General features: G+C 69.1%; 15 protein-coding genes and 1 pseudogene. 6 read left to right on the top strand and 10 right to left on the bottom strand.

Annotated elements, in window-relative coordinates:
• Positions 1 to 87: 87 nt before the first annotated feature.
• Together ACU6P3_RS03640 and ctaD are read right to left on the bottom strand one after the other, a co-directional pair.
• A complete protein-coding gene (locus tag ACU6P3_RS03640; protein WP_447197756.1) occupies positions 88 to 447 on the bottom strand; it encodes a hypothetical protein in 360 nt (119 codons plus the stop codon).
• A 65-nt stretch (positions 448 to 512) separates the two neighbouring features.
• Positions 513 to 2,246 (bottom strand): aa3-type cytochrome oxidase subunit I, encoded by a 1,734-nt coding sequence (gene ctaD, locus ACU6P3_RS03635; protein ID WP_447195881.1) that lies wholly within the window; start codon positions 2,244 to 2,246, stop codon positions 513 to 515.
• A gap of 423 nt (positions 2,247 to 2,669) precedes the next feature.
• Between ctaD and ACU6P3_RS03630 the strand changes: the two genes are divergently transcribed.
• Positions 2,670 to 2,900, top strand: coding sequence for an NfeD C-terminal domain-containing protein (locus tag ACU6P3_RS03630; RefSeq protein WP_352086072.1), 231 nt, complete (start codon positions 2,670 to 2,672; stop codon positions 2,898 to 2,900).
• 110 nt (positions 2,901 to 3,010) lie between these two features.
• Complete coding sequence (locus tag ACU6P3_RS03625; protein ID WP_447195880.1) at positions 3,011 to 4,306, top strand: flotillin family protein; 1,296 nt, start codon at positions 3,011 to 3,013, stop codon at positions 4,304 to 4,306.
• A 193-nt stretch (positions 4,307 to 4,499) separates the two neighbouring features.
• Here ACU6P3_RS03625 and ACU6P3_RS03620 read toward each other — a convergent pair whose 3' ends face one another.
• From ACU6P3_RS03620 to ACU6P3_RS03600, 5 genes are all read right to left on the bottom strand, one after another.
• The gene (locus ACU6P3_RS03620; RefSeq protein WP_030743182.1) at positions 4,500 to 4,658 is read right to left on the bottom strand and encodes a hypothetical protein; all 159 of its coding nucleotides are present in this window, start codon (positions 4,656 to 4,658) and stop codon (positions 4,500 to 4,502) included.
• A 63-nt stretch (positions 4,659 to 4,721) separates the two neighbouring features.
• Positions 4,722 to 5,672: a cytochrome c oxidase assembly protein gene (locus ACU6P3_RS03615; protein WP_447195879.1), complete on the bottom strand. Its 951-nt coding sequence runs from the start codon at positions 5,670 to 5,672 to the stop codon at positions 4,722 to 4,724.
• A 153-nt stretch (positions 5,673 to 5,825) separates the two neighbouring features.
• The gene (locus ACU6P3_RS03610) at positions 5,826 to 6,851 is read right to left on the bottom strand and encodes a 6-phosphofructokinase (RefSeq protein WP_030743186.1); all 1,026 of its coding nucleotides are present in this window, start codon (positions 6,849 to 6,851) and stop codon (positions 5,826 to 5,828) included.
• 282 nt (positions 6,852 to 7,133) lie between these two features.
• Positions 7,134 to 7,862, bottom strand: a complete 729-nt coding sequence (locus ACU6P3_RS03605) for a type 1 glutamine amidotransferase (protein ID WP_352086069.1) — start codon at positions 7,860 to 7,862, stop codon at positions 7,134 to 7,136.
• Positions 7,863 to 8,065: 203 nt separating this feature from the next.
• The gene (locus tag ACU6P3_RS03600; protein ID WP_447195878.1) at positions 8,066 to 9,304 is read right to left on the bottom strand and encodes a MurT ligase domain-containing protein; all 1,239 of its coding nucleotides are present in this window, start codon (positions 9,302 to 9,304) and stop codon (positions 8,066 to 8,068) included.
• A gap of 115 nt (positions 9,305 to 9,419) precedes the next feature.
• Between ACU6P3_RS03600 and def the strand changes: the two genes are divergently transcribed.
• Positions 9,420 to 9,977 carry a peptide deformylase gene (gene def, locus ACU6P3_RS03595; protein WP_447195877.1) on the top strand — a complete coding sequence of 186 codons (558 nt, stop codon included), beginning with the start codon at positions 9,420 to 9,422 and terminating at the stop codon, positions 9,975 to 9,977.
• 178 nt (positions 9,978 to 10,155) lie between these two features.
• Here the strand turns inward: def and ACU6P3_RS03590 are convergent, their stop codons facing one another.
• Positions 10,156 to 10,800: a TetR/AcrR family transcriptional regulator gene (locus ACU6P3_RS03590; protein WP_352086067.1), complete on the bottom strand. Its 645-nt coding sequence runs from the start codon at positions 10,798 to 10,800 to the stop codon at positions 10,156 to 10,158.
• A gap of 157 nt (positions 10,801 to 10,957) precedes the next feature.
• Between ACU6P3_RS03590 and ACU6P3_RS03585 the strand changes: the two genes are divergently transcribed.
• Positions 10,958 to 12,193 (top strand): acyl-CoA dehydrogenase family protein, encoded by a 1,236-nt coding sequence (locus ACU6P3_RS03585; RefSeq protein ID WP_447195876.1) that lies wholly within the window; start codon positions 10,958 to 10,960, stop codon positions 12,191 to 12,193.
• A 54-nt stretch (positions 12,194 to 12,247) separates the two neighbouring features.
• Here ACU6P3_RS03585 and ACU6P3_RS03580 read toward each other — a convergent pair whose 3' ends face one another.
• Positions 12,248 to 15,412, bottom strand: coding sequence for a DNRLRE domain-containing protein (locus tag ACU6P3_RS03580; RefSeq protein WP_447195875.1), 3,165 nt, complete (start codon positions 15,410 to 15,412; stop codon positions 12,248 to 12,250).
• A gap of 490 nt (positions 15,413 to 15,902) precedes the next feature.
• Between ACU6P3_RS03580 and ACU6P3_RS03575 the strand changes: the two are divergent.
• A pseudogene (locus ACU6P3_RS03575) lies at positions 15,903 to 23,339 on the top strand (RHS repeat-associated core domain-containing protein).
• 207 nt (positions 23,340 to 23,546) lie between these two features.
• Positions 23,547 to 24,014: a hypothetical protein gene (locus ACU6P3_RS03570; protein WP_447195874.1), complete on the top strand. Its 468-nt coding sequence runs from the start codon at positions 23,547 to 23,549 to the stop codon at positions 24,012 to 24,014.
• A gap of 250 nt (positions 24,015 to 24,264) precedes the next feature.
• Here ACU6P3_RS03570 and ACU6P3_RS03565 read toward each other — a convergent pair whose 3' ends face one another.
• The gene (locus tag ACU6P3_RS03565) at positions 24,265 to 25,599 is read right to left on the bottom strand and encodes a VanZ family protein (protein WP_447195873.1); all 1,335 of its coding nucleotides are present in this window, start codon (positions 25,597 to 25,599) and stop codon (positions 24,265 to 24,267) included.
• Positions 25,600 to 25,726: the final 127 nt, after the last annotated feature.

Raw genomic sequence — 25,726 nt, 5'->3', positions numbered from 1 at the left:
CGGTGTCATGTCCCCGAGGCCCGGAAGCCCCGAGACCCGGGTCTCTCCCGCCGTCACGGCCATTGCGCCGCCCGGCCCGACCAGGTGTCAGCGGGCGAGGAATGTCACCGCCGCCAGGAGACCGATCGTCGCGCCGACCGCAGCCACGGTCCACGCCACGCATCGCGCCCTGAGCCGTGCGTACCGTTCGCCGTACTCCCCGCGCAACGCCAGGGCCCGCTCCCGCACGCGCAGCAGTATCGCCCGGGAGACGGCTGCCCGGTCGGTCACGTAGACGCGTTCCACATCCGCCCGCTGCGCGGACGTCAGCCACGGCAACTGCGCGCTGAACCGGCCCGCCTGACGCCGGATGTCCGCCATCTCCGCGCTCCACAGGAGATGACCCTCGACCTGGGCGATACCCCGCGCGATGTCCTGGGCGACGCGCCGGTCAACGCTCCGGTCCACGGGCTGGTCCACGTCCCGGGCGATGCCCCGGGCGATGTCCTCCTCGGGCTCCACGGACCTCTCCCTCAGCCCTCTTGCTTGTCCCCGGGCGCCACGGTCCGGGACGCATGGGGCCTGTTCAGGGCCTCGTCCAGCGACCGGATGTCCGGGTGGTGCAGGTCGAAGGCCGGGGACTCGGAGCGGATCCGCGGCAGCGTGAGGAAGTTGTGCCGCGGCGGCGGGCAGGACGTCGCCCACTCCAGGGACCTGCCGAAGCCCCACGGGTCGTCCTCCTCGACCTGTTTCCCGTACTTCGCCGTCTTCCAGACGTTGTAGAAGAACGGCAGCAACGACAGACCCAGTACGAACGAGGAAACCGAGGACACGGTGTTGAGCGCGGTGAACCCGTCCGACGCCAGGTAGTCGGCGTACCGCCGGGGCATCCCCTCCGCGCCCAGCCAGTGCTGGACGAGGAACGTGCCGTGGAACCCGGCGAAGAGCGTCCAGAACGTCATTTTCCCCAGCCGCTCGTCCAGCATCTTCCCGGTGAACTTCGGCCACCAGAAGTGGAACCCGGCGAACATCGCGAACACCACCGTCCCGAAGACCACGTAGTGGAAGTGCGCCACCACGAAGTACGAGTCCGAGACGTGGAAGTCCATCGGCGGCGAGGCCAGGATGATCCCGGTCAGACCGCCGAAGAGGAAGGTGACCAGGAAGCCGATCGACCACAGCATCGGTGTCTCGAACGACAGCGAGCCCTTCCACATCGTGCCGATCCAGTTGAAGAACTTCACCCCGGTCGGCACGGCGATCAGGAAGGTCATGAAGGCGAAGAACGGCAGCAGGACACCGCCGGTGACGAACATGTGATGCGCCCAGACCGTGACGGAGAGCCCCGCGATAGAGATGGTCGCCGCGACCAGCCCGATGTAGCCGAAGACCGGCTTCCGGCTGAAGGCCGGGATGATCTCCGTGACGATCCCGAAGAACGGCAGCGCGATGATGTAGACCTCCGGGTGGCCGAAGAACCAGAAGAGGTGCTGCCAGAGCAGCGGCCCGCCGTTCGCGGCGTTGAACACGTGGGCGCCGAACTTGCGGTCCGCCTCCAGCGCGAACAGCGCGGCGGCCAGCACGGGGAACGCGAACAGCACCAGCACGGCCGTCAGCAGCACGTTCCAGGTGAAGATCGGCATGCGGAACATCGTCATGCCGGGGGCGCGCATACAGACGATCGTGGTGATGAAGTTGACCGCGCCGAGGATCGTGCCGAAGCCGTTGAAGGACAGGCCCATGATCCACAGATCGCCGCCGACCCCCGGCGAGTGGACCCCGTCCGTCAGGGGGGAGTAGGCGAACCAGCCGAAGTCGGCCGCTCCGTTCGGCGTGAGGAAGGAGGCGACTGCGATGAGCGAGCCGAAGAGGTACAGCCAGTACGCGAAGATGTTCAGCCGGGGGAAGGCGACGTCCGGCGCGCCGATCTGGAGCGGCATGATCCAGTTCGTGAACCCCGCGAACAGCGGCGTCGCGAACATCAGCAGCATGATCGTGCCGTGCATCGTGAACGCCTGGTTGAACTGCTCGTTCGAGAGGATCTGCGTCCCCGGCCGGGCCAGCTCGGCCCGCATGAAGAGGGCGAGCACACCACCGAAGACGAAGAAGCCGAAGGACGTGACGAGGTACATCGTGCCGATCGTCTTGTGATCGGTGGTGGTCAGCCAGGCCACGACGACCTTGCCGGGATGCTTGCGCCGGACCGGCACCTCGTTCTCGTAAGCGTCGCCGGTCTCGGCCGGCTCTTCCGTGCCAGTCGTCGTCACTGGTGGCGTTCCTTCGGTCAGCGGTCGCGGGTGGGTCGGCAGCAGCATGGCGGTGCATCCACCGGGGCGGTACGACCCGGAATCCCCGGCGCGTCGCGCTGACGCCGCCCGCTACCCGGCAATGAGGCGGTGAATCCGGGCTCTCGGCGCACCGGAGGGGATGGAAGTGGTGCCGTCCGGCAACGTCCCGGCGCCACATTCACCCGATCGGGTGGCGACTTCGGCACCGGACCGAGCCCGGTGCGAGACGCCGTCCCCGCCCGCTCGGCAGGTCCGTCCGGCGGCACGCGGAGTAGGGTGAAAGAGATCGAGAGGACGTGTCGGCCGCCGACCGCCGTCGGCAGCCGCGCCCGGGGCGTTCTCGGGGCGTACGAGACCGGAGGCAGGCCCTCCAGGAGGCGTGGTCGCCCATGGTCGCGAGTGATGAGCCGTATGCGCGCGGCGGATGAGTCCTCGCAGAGCCCGGTCGGAGCGATCGGCAGGGTCACCGTTCCGATCCCCGCCGACGGGCCCGGTGAGGTGCTGGTATCGGTACGGGGCGGCTCCGAGGCGTACGCGGCCTGGGCCGACCACCCCATCGGCAGGAACCTTCATGTGATCGTCGTCGACGCCATCTCGGCGCGTTCGGTGATCGTGGAGCCCCTTCCCTCCTGAGGAGCCCCTTCCCTCCTGGCAGGACGGGTTCCTCTCCGGCAGGACGGGGGCCGTCACGAACGCCGGGAGCCCCGGAGTACATCAGGAGATCGGTACGTCAGGAGACCGCAATGCTGTTCTGGCACGTTCCCGCGCCCAACGAGGCGATGCTGATATCCGGCTCCAAACGACAGGCGCGGGACACCCAGTTCCGGATCGTCACCGGGCACGGCAGCTTCGTGGTGCCCGTCAAACAGAAGGCCCGCATGCTGTCGCTGGCGCTGCGGGAGGCGGAGATCGTCGAGGAGTGCGTCACCCAGCAGGGCATCCGCCTCAGGGTGCGGGCGGTCGCGGTGTTCAAGGTCGGGGACGACGCCGTGTCGATCGCCAACGCCGCCCGCCGCTTCCTCACCGAGCAGGACCGGATGGAGGAACTGGTCGGCCGGATCTTCGCCGGACACCTGCGGTCCATCGTGGGCGGACTGACGGTCGAGCAGATCATCCGGGAGCGCGACCGGGTGGCCCAGGAGGTCAAGCAGGGCAGCCACAGCGAGATGGAGAAGCTCGGGATCGTGGTGGACGCCCTCCAGATCCAGGAGATCGAGGACGCCACCGGCTACATCAACAACCTCGCGGCCCCGCACGCGGCGGCGGTCGCGAGCCAGGCCCGTATCGCCCAGGCCAGGGCGGACCAGGAAGCCGCGGAGCGGGAGCAGCAGGCCGCGGCGCTCAAGGCCGAGTACGAGCGGGACACCGCCATCAAACGGGCCGGCTTCCACGCGGAGACGGAGCAGGCGGGCGCCCGCGCCGCCCAGGCGGGCCCCCTGGCGGAGGCCAGGGCATCCCAGGAGACCATCGAGGAGCAGACGGCGCTGGCCGAGCGCCACGCGCGGCTGGCGGCGCAGCGGCTGGCGGCCGAGGTCGGCCGGCCGGCGGACGCCGAGGCGTACCGGCAGCGCACCCTGGCCGAGGCGGCCCGCGACCGGGCCAAGTTCGAGGCGGACGGCAACGCCTACGCGGAGCGCACCCTCGCCCAGGCACAGGCCGACGCCAACGCGGTCCGCGCGGCGTCCCTGAAGGACGGCAACCAGGAGCTCATCGCCGCCAACCGCATCGTGGAGAACCTGCCGGCGCTCGCCGACTCGGCCGCCCGGGGCATGGCGGACGCACGGCTGACCGTCCTGAACGGCACCGACGGCGTCAACGGCGTCGCGGCGGGGCTGGTGGGTCAGGGCATGGCCATCCTCGACGCGATCAGGAGCGGCACGGCCGGGCCCGCGGCCGACGGCCGCACCGGACCCGCCGGGCCCACGGCGGAGCGTGCCACGAAGCGCGCAGCGGAAGACGCCGGGCCGGAGGGCGGGGCCACTCCCGTGCGGCCGTCGGGCGTCGACGGCACCAGTGTGAACGGCCGGCCCACTCCCTAGTGCCCCTCCCGGCAACGTTTGCCCCGTCGCGACGCCCGGCACGCGCGCTCGCCGCGTTGGCCACAAGCCCAGGTAGCTCCGCTACATGGACTTCTGCCCGCCTTGCGATCACACGCACCGGACGCCGCTCCTTGACGGGCAAACCCTGCCGGTCGCGGCACTAGCCCAGTGCAAACCCTGCCGGTCGCGGACGTCAGCGGCCCCGTGAGGCGACCATCGAGAGCGTGATCAGGACCAGGACCACCCATCCGAACCAGAGCCAGCCGTTGCTGCCGAGCGCCGCGGTGTAGCCCGTCACGACGACCAGCGCGCCGACGGTCACCACACCCATCGTCTTCGTGGATCCGGACACGTCATGTCCTCCTCCGGGGCCGGGGCCGTGAGCCCCATGGTCGCCCCGGACCCGGGCTCCGCGCTACCGGCCCCTGGCCTGCAGCGAGGCGAGATAGGCGTTGTACGCGGCCAGCTCCTTGTCACCGTTCCGGTCCGCCGCCCGGTCCGAGCGTCGGGCCTGCCGCTGTTCCGAGCGGTACCACTGGTAGACCAGGGCCACCAGAACCAGGACCGACGGGATCTCGCTGAACGCCCAGGCGATACCGCCCGCCGCGTTCTGGTCGGCGAGGGCGTCGATCCCCAGGGAGGCCGGGGGAGTGCGGTAGGCGTCCACCATCGGCTCGCTCGCCATCATCAGCGCGATCCCGAAGAAGGCGTGGAACGGCATTCCGGCGAACAGTTCCAGCATCCGCATCACATAGCCGGGCCGGTGCGGGCCGGGGTCGACGCCCATGATCGGCCAGAAGAAGACCAGGCCGACCGCCAGGAAGTGCACCATCATCGCGATGTGACCGGGCCTGGAGCCCATGAGGAAGTCGAAGAGGGGCGTGAAGTACAGGCCGTACAGGCTCGCGATGAACAGCGGGATCGTGAAGGCCGGATGGGTCACGACCCGTACGTACCGGCTGTGCAGCAGCGCCAGCAGCAGCTCGCGCGGCCCCGTGCGGCCACCGCCCGCGACCGGCAGCGCGCGCAGGGCCAGGGTCACCGGCGCGCCCAGCAGGAGCAGGATCGGGGAGACCATGCTGATCACCATGTGCTGCACCATGTGCACGCTGAACATGACCATGCCGTAGTCGTTCAGCCCGGTGCACATCACCAGCGCCACCGTCAGCACCCCGAGGCCGAACGCGACCGTACGCCCGGCCGGCCAGCTGTCCCCGCGCCGGCGCAGCCGCAGCACGCCCCAGCCGTACAGGCCCAGCGCCAGCAGGCAGCCGATCAGGAAGAAGAGGTCGGGGGAGTACCCCAGGGCCCGGGCCAGCGTGAACGGCGGCAGATCCATCGTCGTGCCGTGCCCGCTGTGATCCATCCGTCTGCTCCCGTGGGACGTCGCCGCTGACCGGCGCCTGATACGCGCCGGTCGTCCGCACCAGAGTAGAACCGTCCCCGGCCGCGTCGGCGACCGGGGCGGCCGCGCCGCGCGGCCCGGGCCCCCGGGGGCCGACCACGGCGGGCGGGGGGATCAGAGCACGCACTCCGCCTCGGCGTAGCGGTCCGCGGGCACGGTCTTCAGCGTCTGTACGGCCTCGCCCAGTGGCACCATGACGATGTCCGTGCCGCGCAGCGCCGTCAGCATGCCGAACTCGCGGCGGTGCGCCGCCTCGACCGCGTGCCAGCCGAAGCGGGTGGCGAGGACCCGGTCGTACGCCGTGGGGGTGCCACCGCGCTGCACATGGCCGAGGATCACCGGCCGGGCCTCCTTGCCGAGGCGCTCCTCCAGCTCGACCGAGAGCTGCCGGGCGACGCCCGCGAAGCGCTCGTGCCCGTAGATGTCCTTGCCGCCCTCGTCCCAGGCCATCGACCCCTCGCGGGGCTTCGCGCCCTCCGCGACCACCACGATCGCGAACCGCTTGCCCGCCGAGAAGCGCTTGCCGACCACCTCGGTCAGCTCGTCGATGTCGAACGGGCGCTCGGGCACGACGATGGCGTGGGCACCGGCGGCCATCCCGGAATGCAGGGCGATCCAGCCCGTGTGCCGGCCCATGACCTCGACGATCAGGACGCGCTGGTGGGACTCGGCGGTCGTCTTGAGCCGGTCCAGCGCCTCGGTCGCGACCCCGACAGCCGTGTCGAAACCGAAGGTGACGTCGGTCGAGGCGATGTCGTTGTCGATGGTCTTCGGCACGCCGACGATCGGCAGTCCCGCCTCGGAGAGCAGGTGGGCGGCCTTGAGGGTGCCCTCACCGCCGATCGGGATGATGGCGTCGAGCCGCAGGTCGGCCACATGGCCCTTGGCACGCTCCACACCGTCCCGCAGATGGGCGGGCTGGACCCGGGACGAGCCCAGGATCGTACCGCCACGGGCGAGGATGCCGCCCACGGCGTCCAGGTCGAGGGTGCGGTAGTCGCACTCCAGAAGACCCTTCCAGCCGTCGTGGAAGCCGATCACCTCGTCGCCGTGGTCGGCGACGGCGCGGTGCACGACGGACCTGATCACGGCGTTGAGGCCGGGGCAGTCTCCGCCGGAGGTGAGCACACCAATTCGCATTGCCCGGGACACCTTTGCAACGTGGGCCGACGGCCGGACTTCTTCGTACGACCTGATCGTCGTCACCCTACCGGCGGGCGGGGGCGGGACCGAAACCCCGCGTCCGCCTGCTGGACGCCCCGGGCTCCGCTCGGGCCGCCCGGAGCCGGTCCGGGCCGGCCGGGGCCCGGCCCGGGGCGGTGGAGGCCCCGGACCGGGCGTACGCACGGCTCTCGGCGGGCCGCCCCGTCACGTCCCCGGCGGGCCCCCGCCGCCTTCCCGGGCGGGCCGCGCCGCCCTCTCTCAGGCGGGCTGCGTCGCCGCCGCGACGCGCTCGGCGCGCAGCGCGTCGTACCAGCGGTCGTCGGTCGGCGGCAGCGCGTTCACGTCGAGCGCGAGCTTCAGCAGCAGATCCGCGATGTGCGGGTTGCGGGCCATCACGGGACCGTGCATGTAGGTGCCGAAGACGGTGTCGTTGTACGCGCCCTCCGTGCCGTCGCCGGTGCCGTTGCCGCGGCCCAGTCGCACCTGGGCGAACGGCCGGGCCGTCGGGCCGAGGTGCGTGACGCCCTGGTGGTTCTCGAACCCGGTCAGCTGCGGCAGGTTCAGCCGCGGGTCGATGTCGCCCAGTACGTCACCGACGCACCGCTCGCCCTCGCCCCGGGTGGAGACCACGTCGAGCAGCCCGAGTCCGGCCTCGCGCTCGCCCAGGTCGTTGATGAACTCGTGGCCGAGGATCTGGTACCCGGCACAGACCGAGAACACGATGGCGCCGTTGGACACGGCCCGGCTGAGCCCGCCGTCCCGGCGCAGCCGCTCGGCGGCCAGCCGCTGCGGCCGGTCCTCGCCGCCGCCGATCAGATAGATGTCGCCCGAGGTCGGCACCTGCTGGTCGCTGCGGACATCCACGCGTGTGACGTCCAGACCGCGCTGCCGGGCCCGGCGCTCGACCACCAGGGCGTTGCCCTGGTCGCCGTAGGTGCTCAGCAGGTCGGGGTAGATCCACACGAGACGCAGGCTGCTCTCGCTCATTCTCGCTCGTCCTCCAGGGGGCCGGGGGGTCCAGTTCGCGGACACGGGATCTGTTGCCTCTCTCGTCGGTGTGAAGGCCCCGGTCCGCCGGCGCGCGGCGGGACGGGACCTCGAGCCCCGTCCCGCGGACCGCACCGGCTCGGGGCGGCCCCGAGGCGCTCCGGGACGGCCGGAGCGCCGGACAGGGCAGGGGCCGGGACGGCTCAGTTGCCGACGCGGCGGCGCAGATCCTGGAACGCGGTGTAGTTGGCGATCGCCTCGATCCGTCCGGGCGGCGCCATCTGTACGGCTTCGTCGGCTGTCTCGCAGACCCGGAAGTCCTGGCCCGCCACCTCCAGGCGCACGGCGAGGTCCAGCTTGCGGTCGCCGATGACGAAGATCGGGTGGCCGGTGAGCCGGGTGTAGTCCACGTCCCACAGCCAGGAGGTGTCCGTACCGTCCGCGCCCCGGGCGTTGACGGCCAGGATGACCGGGGTCGGGGGCTGGTCGATGAGGGAGAACGTCTCCAGCCACCCCGCCGGGTTCTTGGCGAGCAGCAGCCGCAGGTCCCGGCCGAGGAACTGCACCACGTCGTAGCGTCCGGCCACGGCCTGGACCTGGTACATCCGTTCCAGCGCCACCTGCGGCGGCACCCCGAAGACCGCCGCGACGGCGGCGGAGGTGGCCGCGTTCGCCTTGTTGGCGCGGCCGGGCAGCTGGAGGTGGATCGGCCAGGCCGAACCGTTCGGGTCGAGGACGTGGTCGCCGTGCAGCGCCCAGCTGGGGGAGGGCCGGCGGAAGCCGCACTCGCCGCAGAACCAGTCGTCGCCGGGGCGCTGCATCACGCCGCCGCAGGACGGGCAGGACCAGGCGTCGTCCTTCCACTCCTGGCCGGCCGCCACCCACACCACGTTCGGCGAGGAGGAGGCGGCCCAGACGACCAGCGGGTCGTCGGCGTTGGCGATGACGACCGACTTCGTACCGGCCAGGCCCTCGCGCCACTTCTCGGCGAGCATCCGCGTCTCGGCGGCGCGGTCCAGCTGGTCACGGGAGAGGTTGAGCAGGGCGATCGCCTTGGGGGTGGTGTCCCGGGCGACGCCCGCCAGGTACTTCTCGTCCACCTCGATGACGCCGAACTTGGCGTCCGAGCCGCCCGCGAGCGCGGAGGTGATACCGGCCGGCATGTTGGCGCCGAGCGCGTTGGAGACGACGGGCCCGGCGGCGCGCAGCGCCTCGGCGATCAGACGGGTCGTGGTGGTCTTCCCGTTCGTCGCCGAGACGAGGATGACATCGAGATGGTGCGCCAGCCGGCCCAGCAGGTCGGGGTCGAGCTTGAGCGCGACCTTGCCGCCGATCACCGATCCGCTGCCTCGCCCGGCGGCGCGCGACACGGCCGCCGCGGCTCTGCCCGCAGTCACGGCCAGCTTGGCCCGCGGCGTCAGCGGGTCCGTGTTGCCTGACATCGTCGTTGGTCCTCCTCGCATCGGTCCCTGGGTCAGCCTATCGAGATCCGGCCAGGGGCCCGACCGCGGCACCGGCACAACCTGGGGCGTCACCACGGACCGTAACCTGATCGGCATGCGAAACCGTCCGATCCCCGGCAGCACCGGGCGAGTACAGGCCATGCGAATACTCGGCGATCCGGTGCTGCACGCGCCGTGCGGGACCGTCACGGACTTCGGTCCGGACCTCTCGCGGCTGATCGAGGATCTCTTCGCGACCATGTACGCCGCCCGGGGGGTCGGGCTCGCGGCCAATCAGATCGGGGTGCCGCTGCGGGTGTTCGTGTACGACTGCCCGGACGACGAGGACGTCCGCCACCTCGGACACGTCATCAACCCCCGGCTCGTGGCGGCCGACGGGATCGCGGTGCGCGGCGCGGAGGGCTGCCTGTCGCTGCCGGGCCTGGAGGCGGGCACCGAACGGTTCGACCGGGCTGTCGTCGAGGGCGTCACACGCGAGGGCGAGCCGGTACGGGTGGAGGGAACGGGGTTCTTCGCGCGCTGCCTCCAGCACGAGTGCGACCACCTGGACGGCACGGTCTACGCGGACCGCCTCACCGGCCTCCGTCGCACCCGGCTCCTGCGGGCGGTCCGCCGGGCGTCGTGGTCGGCGGAGGCCGGCCCGTACGGGTGACGCCGCTCGGGCGGTACGGCGCGGGCGCCGGTACGTGGAGACGGCGCCGGGGGTCGGCTCGGCGCCCGAGAGTCCCGGCGGCCGGGGAGTCCCAGCGGACGCCCCGGACGCTTACCATCCCGCACGGCACCGTACGCGTACGGCCCCGCACGGCCGCGGCCACGCCCCGCGCCACCGTTCAGAACCCCGGGCCGCCCTCGCGGTCGTCGACCTCGGCCAGCCGGCCCCACAGCAGGTCCGCCAGGCTGCGTACCAGCTGCTCCCGGGTGCAGGGGCGTTCGCCCAGCCACCAGTCGCCCGCGCCGTGCATCATGCCGACGATGCCATGGCCCCAGACCCGGGCGAGCTGTTCGCTGTCCGGCCCCAGGTCGACCCGTTCCCGGATCACCGTGGCGAGTTCCTCGCCGAGCCGGCGCAGCAGGGGCGCCGAGTGGCGGCCCACGTCGAAGCCCTGCTCGGGCAGTTGGCTGTCCTCGGCCGGATGCATCAGGAAGCGGTACACCTGCGGCCGGGCCTCGATCGCGGCGAGGTACGTGTCGAGCGTCGCCTCCACCCGCCGCCGGCGCTCGGCCGGCGCGTCCAGCGCCGCCCGCAGGGCGGCGAGCAGCGCGTCCGTATGGCGCTTGGCCAGTGCCCGGTACAGCCCGCCCTTGTCGCCGAAGTGGCGGTACAGGATCGGTTTCGTGATGCCCGCCTCGGCGGCGATGGCGTTCATGGACGCGTGCGGGCCGTCCCGGAGCACCACCCGGTCGGCGGCCTCCAGCAGTTGGCGCCGCCGCTGCTGGGCGGACCGCTGCTGCTCGGCCTGCTGTGTGCTCTCCATACGGCCTCTCCCCGCCCGTGCGATGTACACCGTGCCTGACGCCCCGGCAACGTAACACCCCGTGAGCCGCGGACGCTGCTCCCGTGGTCACCGGTTGACATCGCCTACTCGCTGGTAACAGACTGTTGTTACCGCAAGTAACGTGCCGGAGGGGACCATGTCCGAGTTCACGCTCGATCTCAACGACGACCAGAGGCAGCTCCGCGACTGGCTCCACGGCTTCGCCGCGGACGTCGTCCGCCCGGCCGCGGCGGAGTGGGACGAGCGCGAGGAGACGCCCTGGCCGGTGATCCAGGAGGCGGCCAAGCTCGGGATCTACTCCCTCGACTTCTACGCACAGCAGTACTTCGACCCCACGGGCCTCGGCATCCCCATGGTGATGGAGGAACTGTTCTGGGGCGACGCGGGCATCGCCCTGTCCATCGTCGGTACGGGCCTGGCGGCCGTCGGAGTGCTCGCCAACGGCACCGACGAGCAGATCGGCACCTGGATACCGCAGATGTACGGCGACCCCGACGACGTGAAACTCGCCGCCTTCTGCTCCTCGGAACCCGACGCCGGATCCGATGTGGCGGCCATGCGCACCCGGGCCGTGTACGACGAGGCCGCCGACGAGTGGGTGCTGAACGGCACGAAGACCTGGGTGACCAACGGCGGCATCGCGAACGTCCACGTGGTCGTGGCGGTCGTGGACCCGGAGCTGGGCCCGAAGGGACACGCCTCCTTCATCGTGCCGCCGGGCACCCCCGGACTGCGGCAGGGCCAGAAGTTCAAGAAGCACGGCATCCGCGCCTCCCACACCGCCGAGGTCGTGCTGGAGGACGTGCGGGTGCCCGGACACTGCCTGCTCGGCGGGAAGGAGAAACTCGACGAACGGCTCGCCCGCGCGCGCGAGCGGGCCGCCGAACGGGCGGGCGGCGGCGAGCGCGTGAAGAACGCGGCCATGGCCACCTTCGAGGCGTCCCGCCCGGCCGTCGGCGCGATGGCCGTCGGCACGGCCCGCGCCGCCTACGAGGTCGCCCTGGACTACGCGCGCACCCGCAGCCAGTTCGGCCGCCCGATCATCGACAACCAGGGCATCGCGTTCCAGCTGGCCGACATGCGCACCGGCATCGACGCGGCGCGCCTGCTGGTCTGGCGTGCCTCCTGGATGGCGGCTACGAACAAACCGTTCACCGCCGCCGAGGGCTCCATGTCCAAGCTCTACGCCAGCGAGACCGCCAAGCGCGTCACGGCCCAGGCCGTACAGATCCTGGGCGGCAACGGCTTCACCCGCGAGTACCCGGTGGAGCGCATGCACCGGGACGCCGCGATCTACACGATCTTCGAGGGCACGAGCGAGATCCAGCGCCTGGTGATCGCCCGCACGCTCTCGGGCGTCCCGATCCGTTAGTGAGGACCGGACTTCGACGACGCTTCCGCAGGCTGAACGTCGCTGTTCACAGCGCTAGCCCAGGGCTCTCATCGATCTCCAGTCCGTGGACAGGGCCACCTTGACCGGTGTGTTCGTGTTGGTCTTCGACGGGTGGTAGATCCGCATCTGACCGTCCACGCCGGAACGGGCCCAGATGTCGGGGACGCCGTCGTTGTTGACGTCGGGGATGCCGAGGGCCGTCGAGGTGTTGGCCTCGGTCCAACCGGTGCCGTAGGAGACGTCCCCGTTGAGGGAGTTGGAGGCCAGCTTGAGGGATTCGAGGTCGACGCTTCCGTCGGCCGTCCCCGGCTTGCCGTGGCGGACGTACATGTTGCCGTTGTCCAGGTTGCGCCAGAGCAGGTCGGGTGTGCTGTCACCGTTGATGTCGGCGAGGTTGACGATGTCGCGGCGGGCCCAGGCGTCGACGTTCATCAGCGTGGCGGACCGGAACGTGGCGCCGGTGTAGCCGGACAGGATCCAGAACTCGGGGCCGGCACGCAGGACGAGGTCGGGGAGTTTGTCGCCGGTGATGTCGCCGACGGCCTTGATCTGGGTCCAGGTGGCGGGAGCCGGGGCGTCGGAGGGAAGCAGGATTCTTATCCGCTTGCCGACGTCGAAGCTGCCGTAGCCGTCGCCTGGGTAGAGCCAGAAGGCACCGTCCGGGGTGACGGCGAAGAGGTCGGTGATGCCGTCGCCGGGGTAGGCGTCCCCGTAGTGGGTGATCAGCGCGGCCTTGCCGGTGGCGGGGGCGTACCAGTGGTCGGCGGGGTGCAACTGCTTGTCCGATGCGTACGAGGCGCCCAGACAGCCGTGCAGACCGCCGCCCGGGAGCCCGACGCAGGTGAACAGATCGCCTGCGCTGTTCACATGGAGGATGTCGGGAATGCCGTCGCCGCCGGTGTCGCCGGGGCCGTCTCCCTGGTCGCCGGGCTGGACGTAGAAGCTGTAGTTCGTTACGGCGCTCTTGTTTCCGCTCGCGTCGAACGCATATGCCTGCAGCGAGTTGGGTCCCGAGTGCGGGGGCTTCAGGGCGGGAACGGTGGCGGTGCCGTTGGTGGCCGTCACATCGCTCCAGCCAACGCCGTCGATGCCGTACTGGAACTTCGCCGCGCCCGCGGAGGTGAGTGTGACGGCTCCGGTCCCGGGGAACTTGACAGCTGCCCAGGTCTGGCCGTCGTCGGTGGCCTCGGGGAAGACGTCGCTCTCGACGGTCGGCGGTGGCGGGGCGGAGCCGTCGACCGTGACCGTGCACCGGTTTCCGCTGGTGGGGTAGTACGCGGAGACCCGGCCACCGGAGTCCTCCGCCCGGACGTCCCAGTAGTAGACGCCCTTGTCCACGAGCGTGCTCGACGGAACGGTCAGCGTGCCTTTGCCGCTGGAGAGGCTGGTGACGAGGGTGCCGGCCGGGGTGCTCGCGCCCGACTTCCAGAACCGGAAGCGCAGTCCTTTGAGGTTGCCGTCGGGGTCGGAGGACTTCGCGGACAGGACCAGGTTGGTCTTGCCGATCGTCGCCCCGCCCGTGCTGGTTCTGCAGGTGCCGCCGGGGGTGCTCGAGACACTGCTGGGCACAGCCGGCGCGCGGTTGTAGACGACGGTCAGCTCCGCCGAGGTCGCCCTGAACTTCCGCCAGGTCTGTGAGTCGCCCTCACTGGTGGCTTGCATCCCGAAGGTGATGTTGGACCAGCCGCCGTCCGCGCCCTTCTGCGCGGCCGACTTCACGTTGAACTCCTCGTAGTCGTCGGGGCACAAGCTGGACGACCAGCCGTGCGCGAACGACTTCTTCTCGATCTCGCTCGACCAACTCGGCTGCTTCTTCCACGTCGTGCCCGAGGAGATCGCCCCGGTCAGCCAGAATTCAAACTGTCGTTTGTCGCACGACCACGAGTGGTTGTTGAGCACCTTGAATTTCGCCGAGGTGACTGTCGCACCCTTCAGGGAGGTGCTGTACCTCATCCGCCAGAAGGAGCGAGCGGTGCCGTTGGTTTCCTTCTCGTGGCCCACTCGCGCGTCGGACGTGCCCGTGCTGAAGTTGGTGCCGTTCCAGAAGCTGGAGTTCGGGTGCGGCTTGTAGGCCACGGTCCAGGCCAGCCAGCCCGCGTTGAGCGTCGGGTCGACGAACACCGGGAAGCGGGCCTCCGGATCGGTGAGCAGGCCGGTCTCGCCGACCTTCACATCGATCCTCGCCGTCCCCGTCCCGTCGCCCGCCAGCTCCATCGGCGCCGGAGCCTGCCGGGCCCCGGGCTCGATTCCGCTCAGTCCGGACAGCTTCAGTACGTCCTCCGGTGCGGCGACCGAGGTACGCGGCTCGTCCGTTCCCCCGTCCGTTCTTTCGGGGGTCTCCTCGGGAGCCTCCGGGTCACGCCCGCTGGAGTCCCAGGCGAACGGCGTCGGCACGGATCCGACCTCCGTGCCGGCAGGGTCAAGTACCAGGATCCGGCGCGCTGTCGTGTCGTACCGGAAGACGGCCGTCGAGGACCTCAGTCCGTACGACATCGTCGTCAGCGCCTTGTTCTGGGCGGCCTCACGGTCCTTGATGATCAGCAACTGCGCGAAGCCACCCTCCTCCCGCGCGACCAGGAGCAGATCGACGCCCGGCAGCGCTTCCGAGTAGAGGGCGCGCGGGCCGTCGAGCACGGGCTCGGGCAACTCGCCCGGCCAGGTGTAGGAGATGACATGGCCATGGACGACCGTCTCCGCCAACACGGTCTCACCGGACGGAACCTCATCATTCGCGAGGGACGGCCGTGTGTACGACCGGTTCGCGCGGGCATTCCCGTCGGCGGACGTGCCGTCGGCGAACCGCAGTGGCACGGCCGGGTTGACCGGGCGGACACCCAGGCCGTCGGGGTCGCCGTCGGTGCGGCGCAGACGGTTGTCGATCGGCGCCCACCTCCCCTCGGTGTTCTTCGCCCTTCTGGGCAGCGCCGCCATCTGCGTGCGCAGTTGACCGTCTGGCTGGGCCCAGGTCATGTCGGTGGCGGTGGTAGCCGTGTCGACGACCACCGCTTTACCGGTGCGTTCGGCCTCGGCCGCGGCGGCGGCCTCATCGCGCGGAGCGGTGGCCGCCTTCCGGACGTCGGTCGCCTTGCGGGCTTGCGGTGGTGACGGCTCGTCGGGTTGCCACCAGGGCAGCAGGGCAGCGGTCAGGGCGGCCAGAACCAGGCCGAGCGTGAGCGTCAGCCGGGTGCGTGTGCGCACGAAGGGGCTGAGAAGGCGGGGCGGCGCGGACACGACGGTCTACTTCCGTGTGAACCAGGCGGATGAGGACATGAGCGCGGACACGGTCACACAGTTTTCACAGGTCGTCCATGTATGGAAAATTTATGAATCCGTGATGGAGTTTCAGTGAGCTCTTGGTCACCGATCGTGAGTGCCGGATTTGGGTGATCTCGGCTGGTGGATCTGTAGCAATCAAGAGCGTTCTCTGTCGGCCTGGCGCCTCAAGTCGTTCAAGCGATGATTTGGTGGTGATTTTCGTGTGAGTCAACTCACATATTGTTGTTTCCTCGTCACGCAATGCCCTTGAGACCTGCGGCGCTCATGACAGAAGGGGCGGACCGCCTCTGTTGTTTTCTGCATCGCACGGGTGGGGTCGACGCGTATGCGTGCTCAAGGTCCGCTGTCCTGGTTGGGTCGAAGACGCCTGGTCAGGACGGAGTCACAACGACGGCGCCGGCGGTACGGCCGCATGGCGACCGCCCTACTGCTGTCCACGACGCTGACAGTGACGTCCCTGAGCGGCGCCGCGTTCGCGGTGCCCGGCCCCGGCATGAGCCGGTCGGTCGAGCTGCCCGAACTGCCGGAGAACACCCCGGTCGACGGTGATGAGGAGGCCGAAAAGAGCCTCACCACCGCACCCGAGGTGCCGGTCGATCCGTATGCGCCGACCGCCGTCACCCCGTGGACCGAGGACAGCGGCGTCGCGACACTGACGACGGACACCGCGCCCGGCACCACCGTCCCGGTCGACGACCTGCCGATCGCGGTCGGGGTACCGGAGGGCGCTGACCCAGCCGCCCTCGCGGGTGACTGGAAGGTGGACCTGGCCCCGCCTGCCACGTCCCAGGACGCGGGCGTCTCCGGCCTGATCATGCGTGTCACCCCGCCGGCCACCGCCGACCCGGCCGCCCAGGTCGCGCTCGCCGTCGACACCACGGCCTTCGCCGACCTCTACGGGCCCCAGGCCGCCGACCGCTTCGGCCTGATGCTGCTGCCCGACTGCGTGTTGGACGCTCCCGACACCGGCGACTGCGCCGCCGAGGGCACCACGACCATGTCCGCCACGGCCGAGGAGAAGGCCGAGCGGCTGCGCAGCTCGGTCGAGATGGTCCCGGCCGCCGAGGCGCCGACCCGCACCACTGCCGCGAAGAAGGCGTCCACCCGCAAGATCCTCTCGGGCTCGGTACCGGTCGCCGGGCTGCTGGCCGGCGACGCAGGCAACGCAGGTGCCTCCGGTGACTCCGGCAAGACGGGCGCGTCCGCCCGTACGGCCTCCACCTCCGTCTCCGTTCTCCAGGCCGTCGACGCCTCCGGCCCCCAGGTGGTCGGTGCCATGGACACCGGCTCCTCCACCTCCGGCGACTACACCGCCACCCCGCTGCTGTCCTCGGGTTCCTGGTCGGCGGGGTCGTCCTCCGGGGCGTTCACCTACGGCTATCAGGTGCAGGTCCCGGAGTCCGCGGGCGGTCTGACACCGAAGGTCAACCTGAGCTACTCCTCCCAGTCGGTGGACGGCCGCACCTCCGCGACCAACAACCAGGCGTCCTGGATCGGTGACGGCTGGGACTACAACCCGGGCTCGATCACCCGTACATACGCCACCTGCCGTGAGGACGCCAAGAAGCCCGGCTCGAACAACGCCACCCACCGCACCGCGGACATGTGCTGGGGGTCGAACAACGCCACGCTCTCCCTCGGCGGCATGACCACCGAGCTGGTGTGGGACGACGGCACGTGGACCACCGCCAACGGCGACGGCGCCAAGGTCGAGCAGATCAAGGACGACTCCACCGGCAACGGCGCGCGGAAGGGCGAGTACTGGGTCGTCACCACCCGCGACGGCACCAGATACCACTTCGGCAAGCACAAGCTGCCCGGCTGGTCGAGCGGCCGTCCGGTCACCGACTCGGTCCTGACCGTGCCGGTGTACGGCAACCACCCGGACGAGGACTGCTACAAGTCCGGCGACTGGGCCGGCTCGTGGTGCACCCAGGCCTGGCGCTGGAACCTCGACTACGTCGAGGACGTCCACGGCAACGCCATGTCCCTGTGGTGGAAGAAGGAGGACAACTACTACGCCCGCAACTTCAACTTCAAGGCCCCGGTACGCTACGACCGCGGCGGCTGGCTCGACCACATCGACTACGGCCAGCGCAACACCAAGGACGGTGTCTTCACCTCGCCGGCCACGGGACGCGTCTCCTTCACGGTCGCCGAGCGTTGCCTCGGCGAGGACGAGCTGACCTGCTCCGAGGCGAACTTCACCGACAAGGACCCGGGCAAGTACCGCATCTGGTACGACACCCCGGCCGACCTCCGCTGCCAGTCGGGCAAGAAATGCTGGAACGCGGGCCCGTCGTTCTGGACCCGTAAACGGCTGACCTCCATCACCACCGAGTCCCAGCGCCTGGCCGGCACCACCGCTCGCCAGGCGGTCGACAAGTACACCCTCAAGCAGAGCTTCCCGGTCCTCAGGACCGGCCCGAACACGGCGCTGTGGCTGGAGTCGATCCAGCGCACCGGTTACGCCCGGAACGGCTCGGACGACGCGAACGTCACCCTGAACGCGGTGCGCTTCGAGTCCAACGCCGAGGACATGCCGAACCGGGTGAAGAGCGACTCGCGCCCCGGCTTCTCGCGGCTGCGCGTCGCGCGCGTCATCAACGAGTACGGCGGCGAGACCGTCGTCACCTACAAGCAGCCGGAGGGGGAGTGCGCTTCGGGCACCGGTCTGCCCGGCAAGAAGGACACCGCGGCGCTCAGGGCCAACACCCGGCTGTGCTACCCGACGTTCTGGAACCCCGACCCCGAGGCCGAGGAAATCGACTGGTTCCACAAGTACGTGGTGGACACCATCGAGGAACTCCCCAACGTCGACGGTTCGTTCGCGACACAGACGGCCTACGGTTACAAGAACGCGGGCTGAAAGCTCGCCGAGGCCGAGTTCACCAAGAAGTCCACGCGCACCTACGCGCAGTTCGCGGGCTTCGAACAGACCACGGTCATCACCGGCACGGACGAGCCGTCCATCGGCAGCAAGAAGTCCAAGGCCGTCACCCGCTACTTCCGCGGCATGGGCGACACCGTCCCGGTCGAGGACATCACCGGCGCCGAGATAGCCAAGGATCGGGAGCCCTTCGCCGGCCGTATCGCCGAGGAACTGACGTACACCAGCGCGTCCGACGCGGACACCGACTGGCTGTCGCGCAGCGTCACCGTCCCCGAAGCCACCGAACTGGCCAAACGGGACCGTGACGACGGTCTGAGCCCGCTGCGCGCCTGGCGGGTCACCGAACCCGAGGAGATCGCGTACACCCGCTCCTCCGGCACGGGCGACGACACCCGCACCCAGCGGGCCGTCAGGAGTACGACGGCCTACGAGCCGACGTACGGCCTGCCCACCCAGGTCGAATCGCTCGGCGACACCGGAGAGAGAGGCGACGAGTCCTGCACCAGGCTGGAGTACGTCCACCAGAGCGCCAAGCACCTCATCGGCCTCACGAAGCAGGTCCTGGTCTCCCCGACCACCTGCGCCGCCGCTGACTTCACCGAGCTGTCCACGCTCAGCGGTGCGACGCGGACCGCCTACGACGGCCAGGGCTACGGCACCGCGCTCGCCGCGGGCACGCTCGGTGAGGCCACCCAGACCTGGTCGCTGAACGGCGAGGGCACCGGCTTCCAGAGCGACGGCCGCTCCGAGTTCGACGATGTCGGCCGCGTCGTCAAGCAGTACGACCCGGACGGCAACGCCGGCACGATCACCTACGACCCGCCCACCGGACAGGTCTTCACGGTCACCGAGACCAACGCCGCCGGCCACTCGCAGAAGCAGGAACTGGAGCCCGGCCGCTCCACGACCCTCAGGACCACGGACGCCAACGGCCGTGTCAGCGAGGCGACATACGACCCGCTGGGCCGGATGGCCGAGGCATGGGGAGCGGGCCGTTCCCCGTCCTCCTCGTCCGTGCCGGACTTCCGCGCGACGTACACCATCCCGCGATACGACAAGGGCAACCCCGACCGCAAGCCGCCGTACGTCACCACCCACGCGCGCGGTCACGAGGACCGGATCGAGACCTCCGTCACCCTCTACGACGGTCTCGGCCGCGAGCGGCAGACGCAGGAGGAGGCCGACGGCGGCGGTCACCTGATCACCGACACCCTCTACAACACCTCGGGCGAGGTCTGGCAGACCAACAACGCCTACCTCACCCAGGACGCCAAGCCCGGCGAGCTGTTCACCCCCCTCGCCGACACCGCCGTCCCCAACATCACGCGCTACACGTACGACGGTCTCGGCCGGGTCCTGGCGGAGACGCCCGTCCTGAAGGTCCTGGACCCGCTGACCAAGGAGGCCACCTCACAGCCGGTCCCGGCGCGGGCCACCCGCTACGAGTACGGCGAAGACTGGTCGAAGGTCGTCAACCCGACCGGGACCTCCGACTATCGCGTCTACACCGACGCCCTCGGACGCACCTCCCGCGTGGACACCTTCAACCCGGAAGCGCCGGACGGCTTCACCTCGACGCGGTACGCGTACGACGAGCACGGCCGCATGAAAAAGGCGACCAACTCGACCGACACCACGCATCCGTGGAGCTGGACGTACGACCACCGGGGCCGCAAGGTCACGGCGACGGACCCCGACACGGGCACCACGAGGACCGCGTACGACGCCCGTGACCGCGTACTGACCACCAAGAACGATCGCGGCGTCGTCGTCTGGAACGACTACGACCTCCTGTCCCGCCCGACCCAGCAGCGCCTCGGCGGCTCCACCGGCACGCTGCTGGCCGCCTTCGACTACGACAAGGCGCCCGGCGGCAAGGGCATGCCGTACACCGCGACCCGCTACACCGACGGCGAGGCGTACACCCAGAAGGTCGACGGCTACACCAAGGACTACCAGCCGACCTCGACCACCCTCACCCTCCCGGACTCGCTGAAGACCGCCTGGGGTCTGGAGACGTCGTACACCTACGGGTACGCGTACACCGACACCGGCATGCTCCAGGAGGCGACGCTCCCGAAGGCCGGCCGATTCGACGCGGAGAAGCTCGTCGTCCGCTACAACGAGGACGGCAAACCGCTCTCGGTCTCCGGCAAGGACTGGTACGGGGCCGAGACCGTCTATGACTCCTACGGCCAGGTCCAGCGCTCGACGCTGGGCGCGCGGCCGAACCGGGTCTGGACACAGGCGACGTACGACGAGTCCAGCGGCGAACTGACCGATCAGGCCGTCTACCGGGAGCAGACCGGAGACCAGAGCGTCGTCGGCGGCAACCTCGTCTCCAAGCGGTCCTACACCTACGACCCGTCCGGCAACGTCACCTCGATCCGCGAGCACTCCACCGGCATCGCCGAACGCCAGTGCTTCACCTATGACCCCCTCGGCCAGCTCGAGACGGCCTGGACCGCCAAGGAGCAGACCGCCTGCACCGCCCCGAAGAACAGCGACGGTTCGCTGAACGTCGCGGCGGGCAAGGACAACTCCGGCTACTGGCAGGAGTACGAGTACGACCTGGCCGGCAACCGCAAGAAGCTGACCGAGAAGGACCTGACGGGCGCGACGGCGAAGGACGCGGTCACTTCCTACGCGTACGGCAAGGAGGACGGCACCCAGCCGCACACACTGACGAAGGTCTCGAAGGCCTACACCATTCCGCAGGGCGCCCAGGTGAAGGCCGAGGCGGAGCGCCTGTACGAACTCACGGGCGAGACCAAGTCCATCACCTCGTCCCAGAACGGCGACAAGCAGGAGCTGTCCTGGACCTACGACGGGCAGGTCGAGCGCATCACCGGCCAGGGCACCGGGGGCAGGACGCCGTACGTCGGCCTGGCCGACAAGTGCCTCGACCTGAAGAGCGGCCTGGCGGCCGACGCCCAGCCGCTCCAGCTCTACCCCTGCAACGCGTCCCAGGCCCAGAGTTGGCGCTTCACGCCGACGCCGGGACAGGCGGATGCCGACCGGGGCGCGCTGACCGTTTACGACGACTGGTGCGTACAGCCGGCTGCGGGTACGGCGGGCTCGGCGCTCGGGATCCAGAAGTGTGACGGCAAGGCGGCCCAGGAGCTGAAGCGGTCGGCGTCGGGCCAGCTCACGCACGTGGCATCGGGCCTGTGCGTGGGGGTCAAGGACGCCGACTCGGCGAACTCGACGCCCCTCGTGCTGGCCACCTGCGCGACCGGCAAGGCCGAGCAGCGGTGGTCAGCGCAGAACGACACCCGGTACGTCTACGGCCCCGACGGCAGCCGGCTGCTCATGGTCAAGGGCAAGCAGGCCACGCTCTCCCTCGGCGACACGGAGGTCACCGTCGCGGCGGGCGGTGCCCTGATCCACACGCAGCGCACCTACACGGCGCCGGGCGGCGCGGTCATGCGGTACGCGAACGGCGACGGCGCGGAGCAGTTGGTCGCGCTGGCGGGTGACCATCAGGGCAGTACGTATGCCGAGGTCGCGCTGAACAGTACGAACACGGTCCGTATCCGTAAGCAGGACCCGTTCGGCAACCAGCGTGGCACGAGTACGGTCGGCGTCAACTTCCAGTCGCACACGGGCTTCCTGGGCGCGACCCGTGACGACTCCTCCGGCTTCCAGCCTCTGGGCGCGCGGCTGTACGACCCGGGGGTGGGGCGTTTCCTGTCGGCGGACCCGGTCCTGGACCTGAACGACGTCCTCCAGTCCAACGGCTACTCCTACGCCCACAACAACCCCGTCACGATGTCCGATCCGACGGGCCTGGCGATTTCTCTGACGGCGTCGGAGCGGGCGGCGGCGCTGGCCGGTGCGGGTCTGTCGGCGGCTCAGGTCTCCCAGGCGCAGGCCATGATGGGCAAGTCGCTCACCTCGGTGATTCTCTCGGTGGCGTGGGGCACCTTGAAGGACTTCATCGGTATCAACGATGCGGTGGAGTGCTTCGGCGGTGATTTGTGGTCCTGCGGCAGTCTGATCGTCGGGGCGATTCCCTGGGGCAAGCTGGGCAAGATCCCGTCGGTGTTGAGGGCGGTCGACCGCACCGCCAACGCGGTCCTGGCCTTCCGTGCGGCCAAGAAGGCGGCGGAGGTGGTTCTGAAGGCGGCGAAGGCGGCGGAGGCGTCGGCGCTGCGGGCCAAGAAGGCGGCGATCGAGAAGGCGAAGAGGGAAGCAGCCCAGAGAGCCAAGAAGAAGGCGGCCGAACGGGAGAAGAGGATCGCCGACAGAGCCGCGGCCCAGGCCAGGAAAACGGGCAACGCGGTCCAGAAACAGGCCCAGGCGAAGGCCGCGCCGAAGGTTTCTCTGCACAAGGCGTCCGGCGGCGGGGGAGGCGGCGGCGCCAAGGCCGGCGGTTCCAAGCCGGGCGGCACCTCCGGCGGCACCTCCCGCACCAGCGGGGGAGGCTCCAGCGGCAGTGGTGGCTCGGGCAAGGCCGATGGGGGCGGAGGTTCCTGCCCGGTCGACAACAGCTTCGTGGCGGGCACCAAGGTCCTGATGGCCGACGGCACCACCAAGCCGATCGAGCAGGTGAAGGCCGGAGACAAGGTCATCGCGACCGACCCGAAGACGGGCGAGAGACGCGTCGAGACGGTCACCGCCGAGATCAAGGGCCAGGGCCTGAAACACCTGGTCAAGGTCGTCATCGACACCGACGGCAAGAAGGGCACGCAAACAGCCCAGGTCACTGCGACCGACGGCCACCCCTTCTGGGTCCCCGAACTCAACGACTGGATCGACGCCACCGACCTCCGCCCAGGCCAATGGCTCCGCACCGGCGCAGGCACACTCGTCCAGATCACGGCAATATGTCTACCGCGCCGTGAAGGACGACGAGTTGAAGCAACTCATGGATACTCGACGCTTTCAGAATCCGCGCGGAATCGAGTCGAAGTACTTCTCTTCGACTCCGGAGGGCGCAGCTCTCTACGCTAAATCCGCCTATGCGACGTTCCCTGACGAAGGCGCTTACACGTTGGTGCGTGGCGTAATTCGAACCGAACACATTCCTGCGGAGAGCAGGATTGAGCATCTCGCGGACGGGGGTGGCGGAATCGACGCCTTCGCACTCTGGGAGGATTCAATGAGTACGATCGGCCGAGTTCGGATCCTTCCTTCCATGCCGATCCCGTAGGTGAGTCGATGAAGATCTACGTGACGTCCCTCCAGCAGTCGACCCTAGACCTCTGGTCGAGGCTGCTGCCTGAATCGATGGCGATCGAGTTCGCCAACCAAAGTAGCCGCTCGGTTCGGGCTGACGCGCTTGTGATATCTGGAGTTTGGGCATTCGACCGCTACGGTGGTACGCCGAACAGAGAGGCGGCACAGATCTTGCCTAATTCCAGAGATGACGGCTTGCCGGAGTGGATTGTCGTTCCGCCTTTTCGGCCGATCGTTGAACGGGATGGAGAATTCTCCATCAGGGAAGATTTCGAGCAAATCAGCCCCGCCTACTATGCCGTGCTCCAGTCTCTCAGAGCAGTTAAGGGTGAATTCGGAGACTCAGCAAGCGTGACGCTGGATCTACCAATGCTGGGAATGGATGATCCGCGCGACGAGTCGACCCCAGCGTCGGTGGCTCGGGCCATCGAGGTATTTCTGAGTGAATGAGTAGAAGGCTCCGCTGTCGGGACTGCCGGAGGCGGACCTTCCGTGTGTAGGTCCCCCGGTCTGCTGGAGCGACTGACCCGCCGTAAAGTAAGGCCTGACCGGCCGACTTGCCGGGGTGGTCAAGGGGGTTATGCCGCCGGGGCCGCATCTCGCCTCACGGGGGTGCTGGCGCTGCCCGTGTCTCTGTGTCACCGGGGCGTGCGGATTCCAGGGGGCGTCGCAGTACATGGTCGCGGAAGTAGCGGAACCATTATTTTTTGTCGGGCAAGATGACTCGTTCTTCCGAGTTGTGGAATGTTCCATCGGTGGCATCGACAGTTCCGCTCAGCATGACGTCTTTTGTCTTCATTGTGAGCAGCCAGTGAACGCGCCACGCTCCGTCCCGGCGTGCTGCGAGCAGGACGGGTTCATTGCGTTCAGCCCAGTCCGTGGCGCTGCCGTAGTGGTCTTTGAAAAGGGACCAGGCTTCCTTTTCTGCAACGTTTGCCTTGGGCAGTTCGGGATCGTCGATGTTGCGGGCAATGAGGTCACGCACGTTCCCCCCAGGTTCGATCACAACATCCAGGCGCATGGGTAGCAGCACCTCGCCCTTCCAGCGGCGCCAATTGACGAGCCAGCCTAGGTCCTCCCGTTCGTCAATTCTTTCAACGCTGATATCCGAACTTTCGAGCCCCCACGGCGCGAATCGCTCCGCGTAGGCGATAGCGATCCGTTCTGCATCATTGCTGGATCTTACCGGGCCGGAAGTGCCAGGGACGGGGAAGGTGTGCCCCTTTTCTATGTTGTCCGGGGTGAGGTTGACGGTGAATTGTTCGGCGTCGGGCCAGGAGAGTTCAGCCGCACCCGCGCGGAAATTGGCCATAATGGTGCCCGACTCGCCCTCGCCTTGAGTGAAATCAAAGTTGTCCGGCTTGAAGTAGCCACCGAAAGCTTCGTCGAGAGCGTCGCTTATCGCAGCTTTCTGTGATGAGTTGGCGGCCCTTTGGGATACCGTCCGGTCCATCACAATGGGCTCCATCCATGCCAGCCAACTGCCGGTCAGGATGACAGCGAGAGCCCCACAGGCGATCAGCGGGTATGAGGAAGCGTCGACCACTCTCGCGGTTGGTGTGCTGAACGCCTTGTTGGCGAGGAAACCTGCAGCCAAGCCGCAGGCGGCTCCTGCCGCGTTCGCGACCAGGTCGCTCGTGTCGCACAGGCGGCTGATAAATGGGGTCAGCCCCTGCACGGTTTCGATCAGCGCTGGGAAGAGGACGCAGAGAGTCGCGGTGAGGGCCAGACGGCGAGTAGCAAGAATGCCAAGCAGTCCGAATGGCACGAACATGGCCGCGTTGAGTTGACCCTGAACTGTTCCGAAGGGTTCCAGGACGTCCTTATTGATGACGCACTGCGGTGCGGTCTCGCCACCAGTTGTCCATAAAGTAAGGGAGAGGATAGCCGCGACAGACGATGCCCACAGGGCCACCGTGAGGGGGCGGTCGGCACATGCGCAGGCTTTCCTGTAGACGAGTCCGCCGGTGAGGAGCGTGAGCGCGGTGGCAAAGAGCACGAAAATTTCATGACCTTGGAAGACGGCTGTCAGCATGGGCGCAGGATCCTGGGGGAATAGGCCCGCCTCAATTCGAGGGCGAGCGCTCAAACGTCAAGGGTGATCTCCGATGGAGATCGTAACGTAAAGGGGCGATTGGTTGACCGTGAGTAGTTCGATCCGG

It is taken from the genome of Streptomyces hebeiensis, from assembly GCF_052983195.1.
The sequence above is the reverse complement of the archived record's forward strand: the minus strand, read 5'-3'. Positions and strand labels throughout refer to the sequence as shown.

What these genes read in the sequence shown, in the direction of transcription:
- ACU6P3_RS03565 (WP_447195873.1), bottom strand. Translation starts at nt 25,599, where the DNA reads ATGCTGACAGCCGTCTTCCAAGGTCATGAAATTTTCGTGCTCTTTGCC.
- ACU6P3_RS03590 (WP_352086067.1), bottom strand. Translation starts at nt 10,800, where the DNA reads ATGGAGAGCACACAGCAGGCCGAGCAGCAGCGGTCCGCCCAGCAGCGG.
- ACU6P3_RS03605 (WP_352086069.1), bottom strand. Translation starts at nt 7,862, where the DNA reads ATGAGCGAGAGCAGCCTGCGTCTCGTGTGGATCTACCCCGACCTGCTG.
- ACU6P3_RS03600 (WP_447195878.1), bottom strand. Translation starts at nt 9,304, where the DNA reads ATGTCAGGCAACACGGACCCGCTGACGCCGCGGGCCAAGCTGGCCGTG.
- def (WP_447195877.1), top strand. Translation starts at nt 9,420, where the DNA reads ATGCGAAACCGTCCGATCCCCGGCAGCACCGGGCGAGTACAGGCCATG.
- ACU6P3_RS03630 (WP_352086072.1), top strand. Translation starts at nt 2,670, where the DNA reads ATGAGCCGTATGCGCGCGGCGGATGAGTCCTCGCAGAGCCCGGTCGGA.
- ACU6P3_RS03610 (WP_030743186.1), bottom strand. Translation starts at nt 6,851, where the DNA reads ATGCGAATTGGTGTGCTCACCTCCGGCGGAGACTGCCCCGGCCTCAAC.
- ACU6P3_RS03625 (WP_447195880.1), top strand. Translation starts at nt 3,011, where the DNA reads ATGCTGTTCTGGCACGTTCCCGCGCCCAACGAGGCGATGCTGATATCC.
- ACU6P3_RS03570 (WP_447195874.1), top strand. Translation starts at nt 23,547, where the DNA reads ATGAAGATCTACGTGACGTCCCTCCAGCAGTCGACCCTAGACCTCTGG.
- ACU6P3_RS03585 (WP_447195876.1), top strand. Translation starts at nt 10,958, where the DNA reads ATGTCCGAGTTCACGCTCGATCTCAACGACGACCAGAGGCAGCTCCGC.
- ACU6P3_RS03615 (WP_447195879.1), bottom strand. Translation starts at nt 5,672, where the DNA reads ATGGATCACAGCGGGCACGGCACGACGATGGATCTGCCGCCGTTCACG.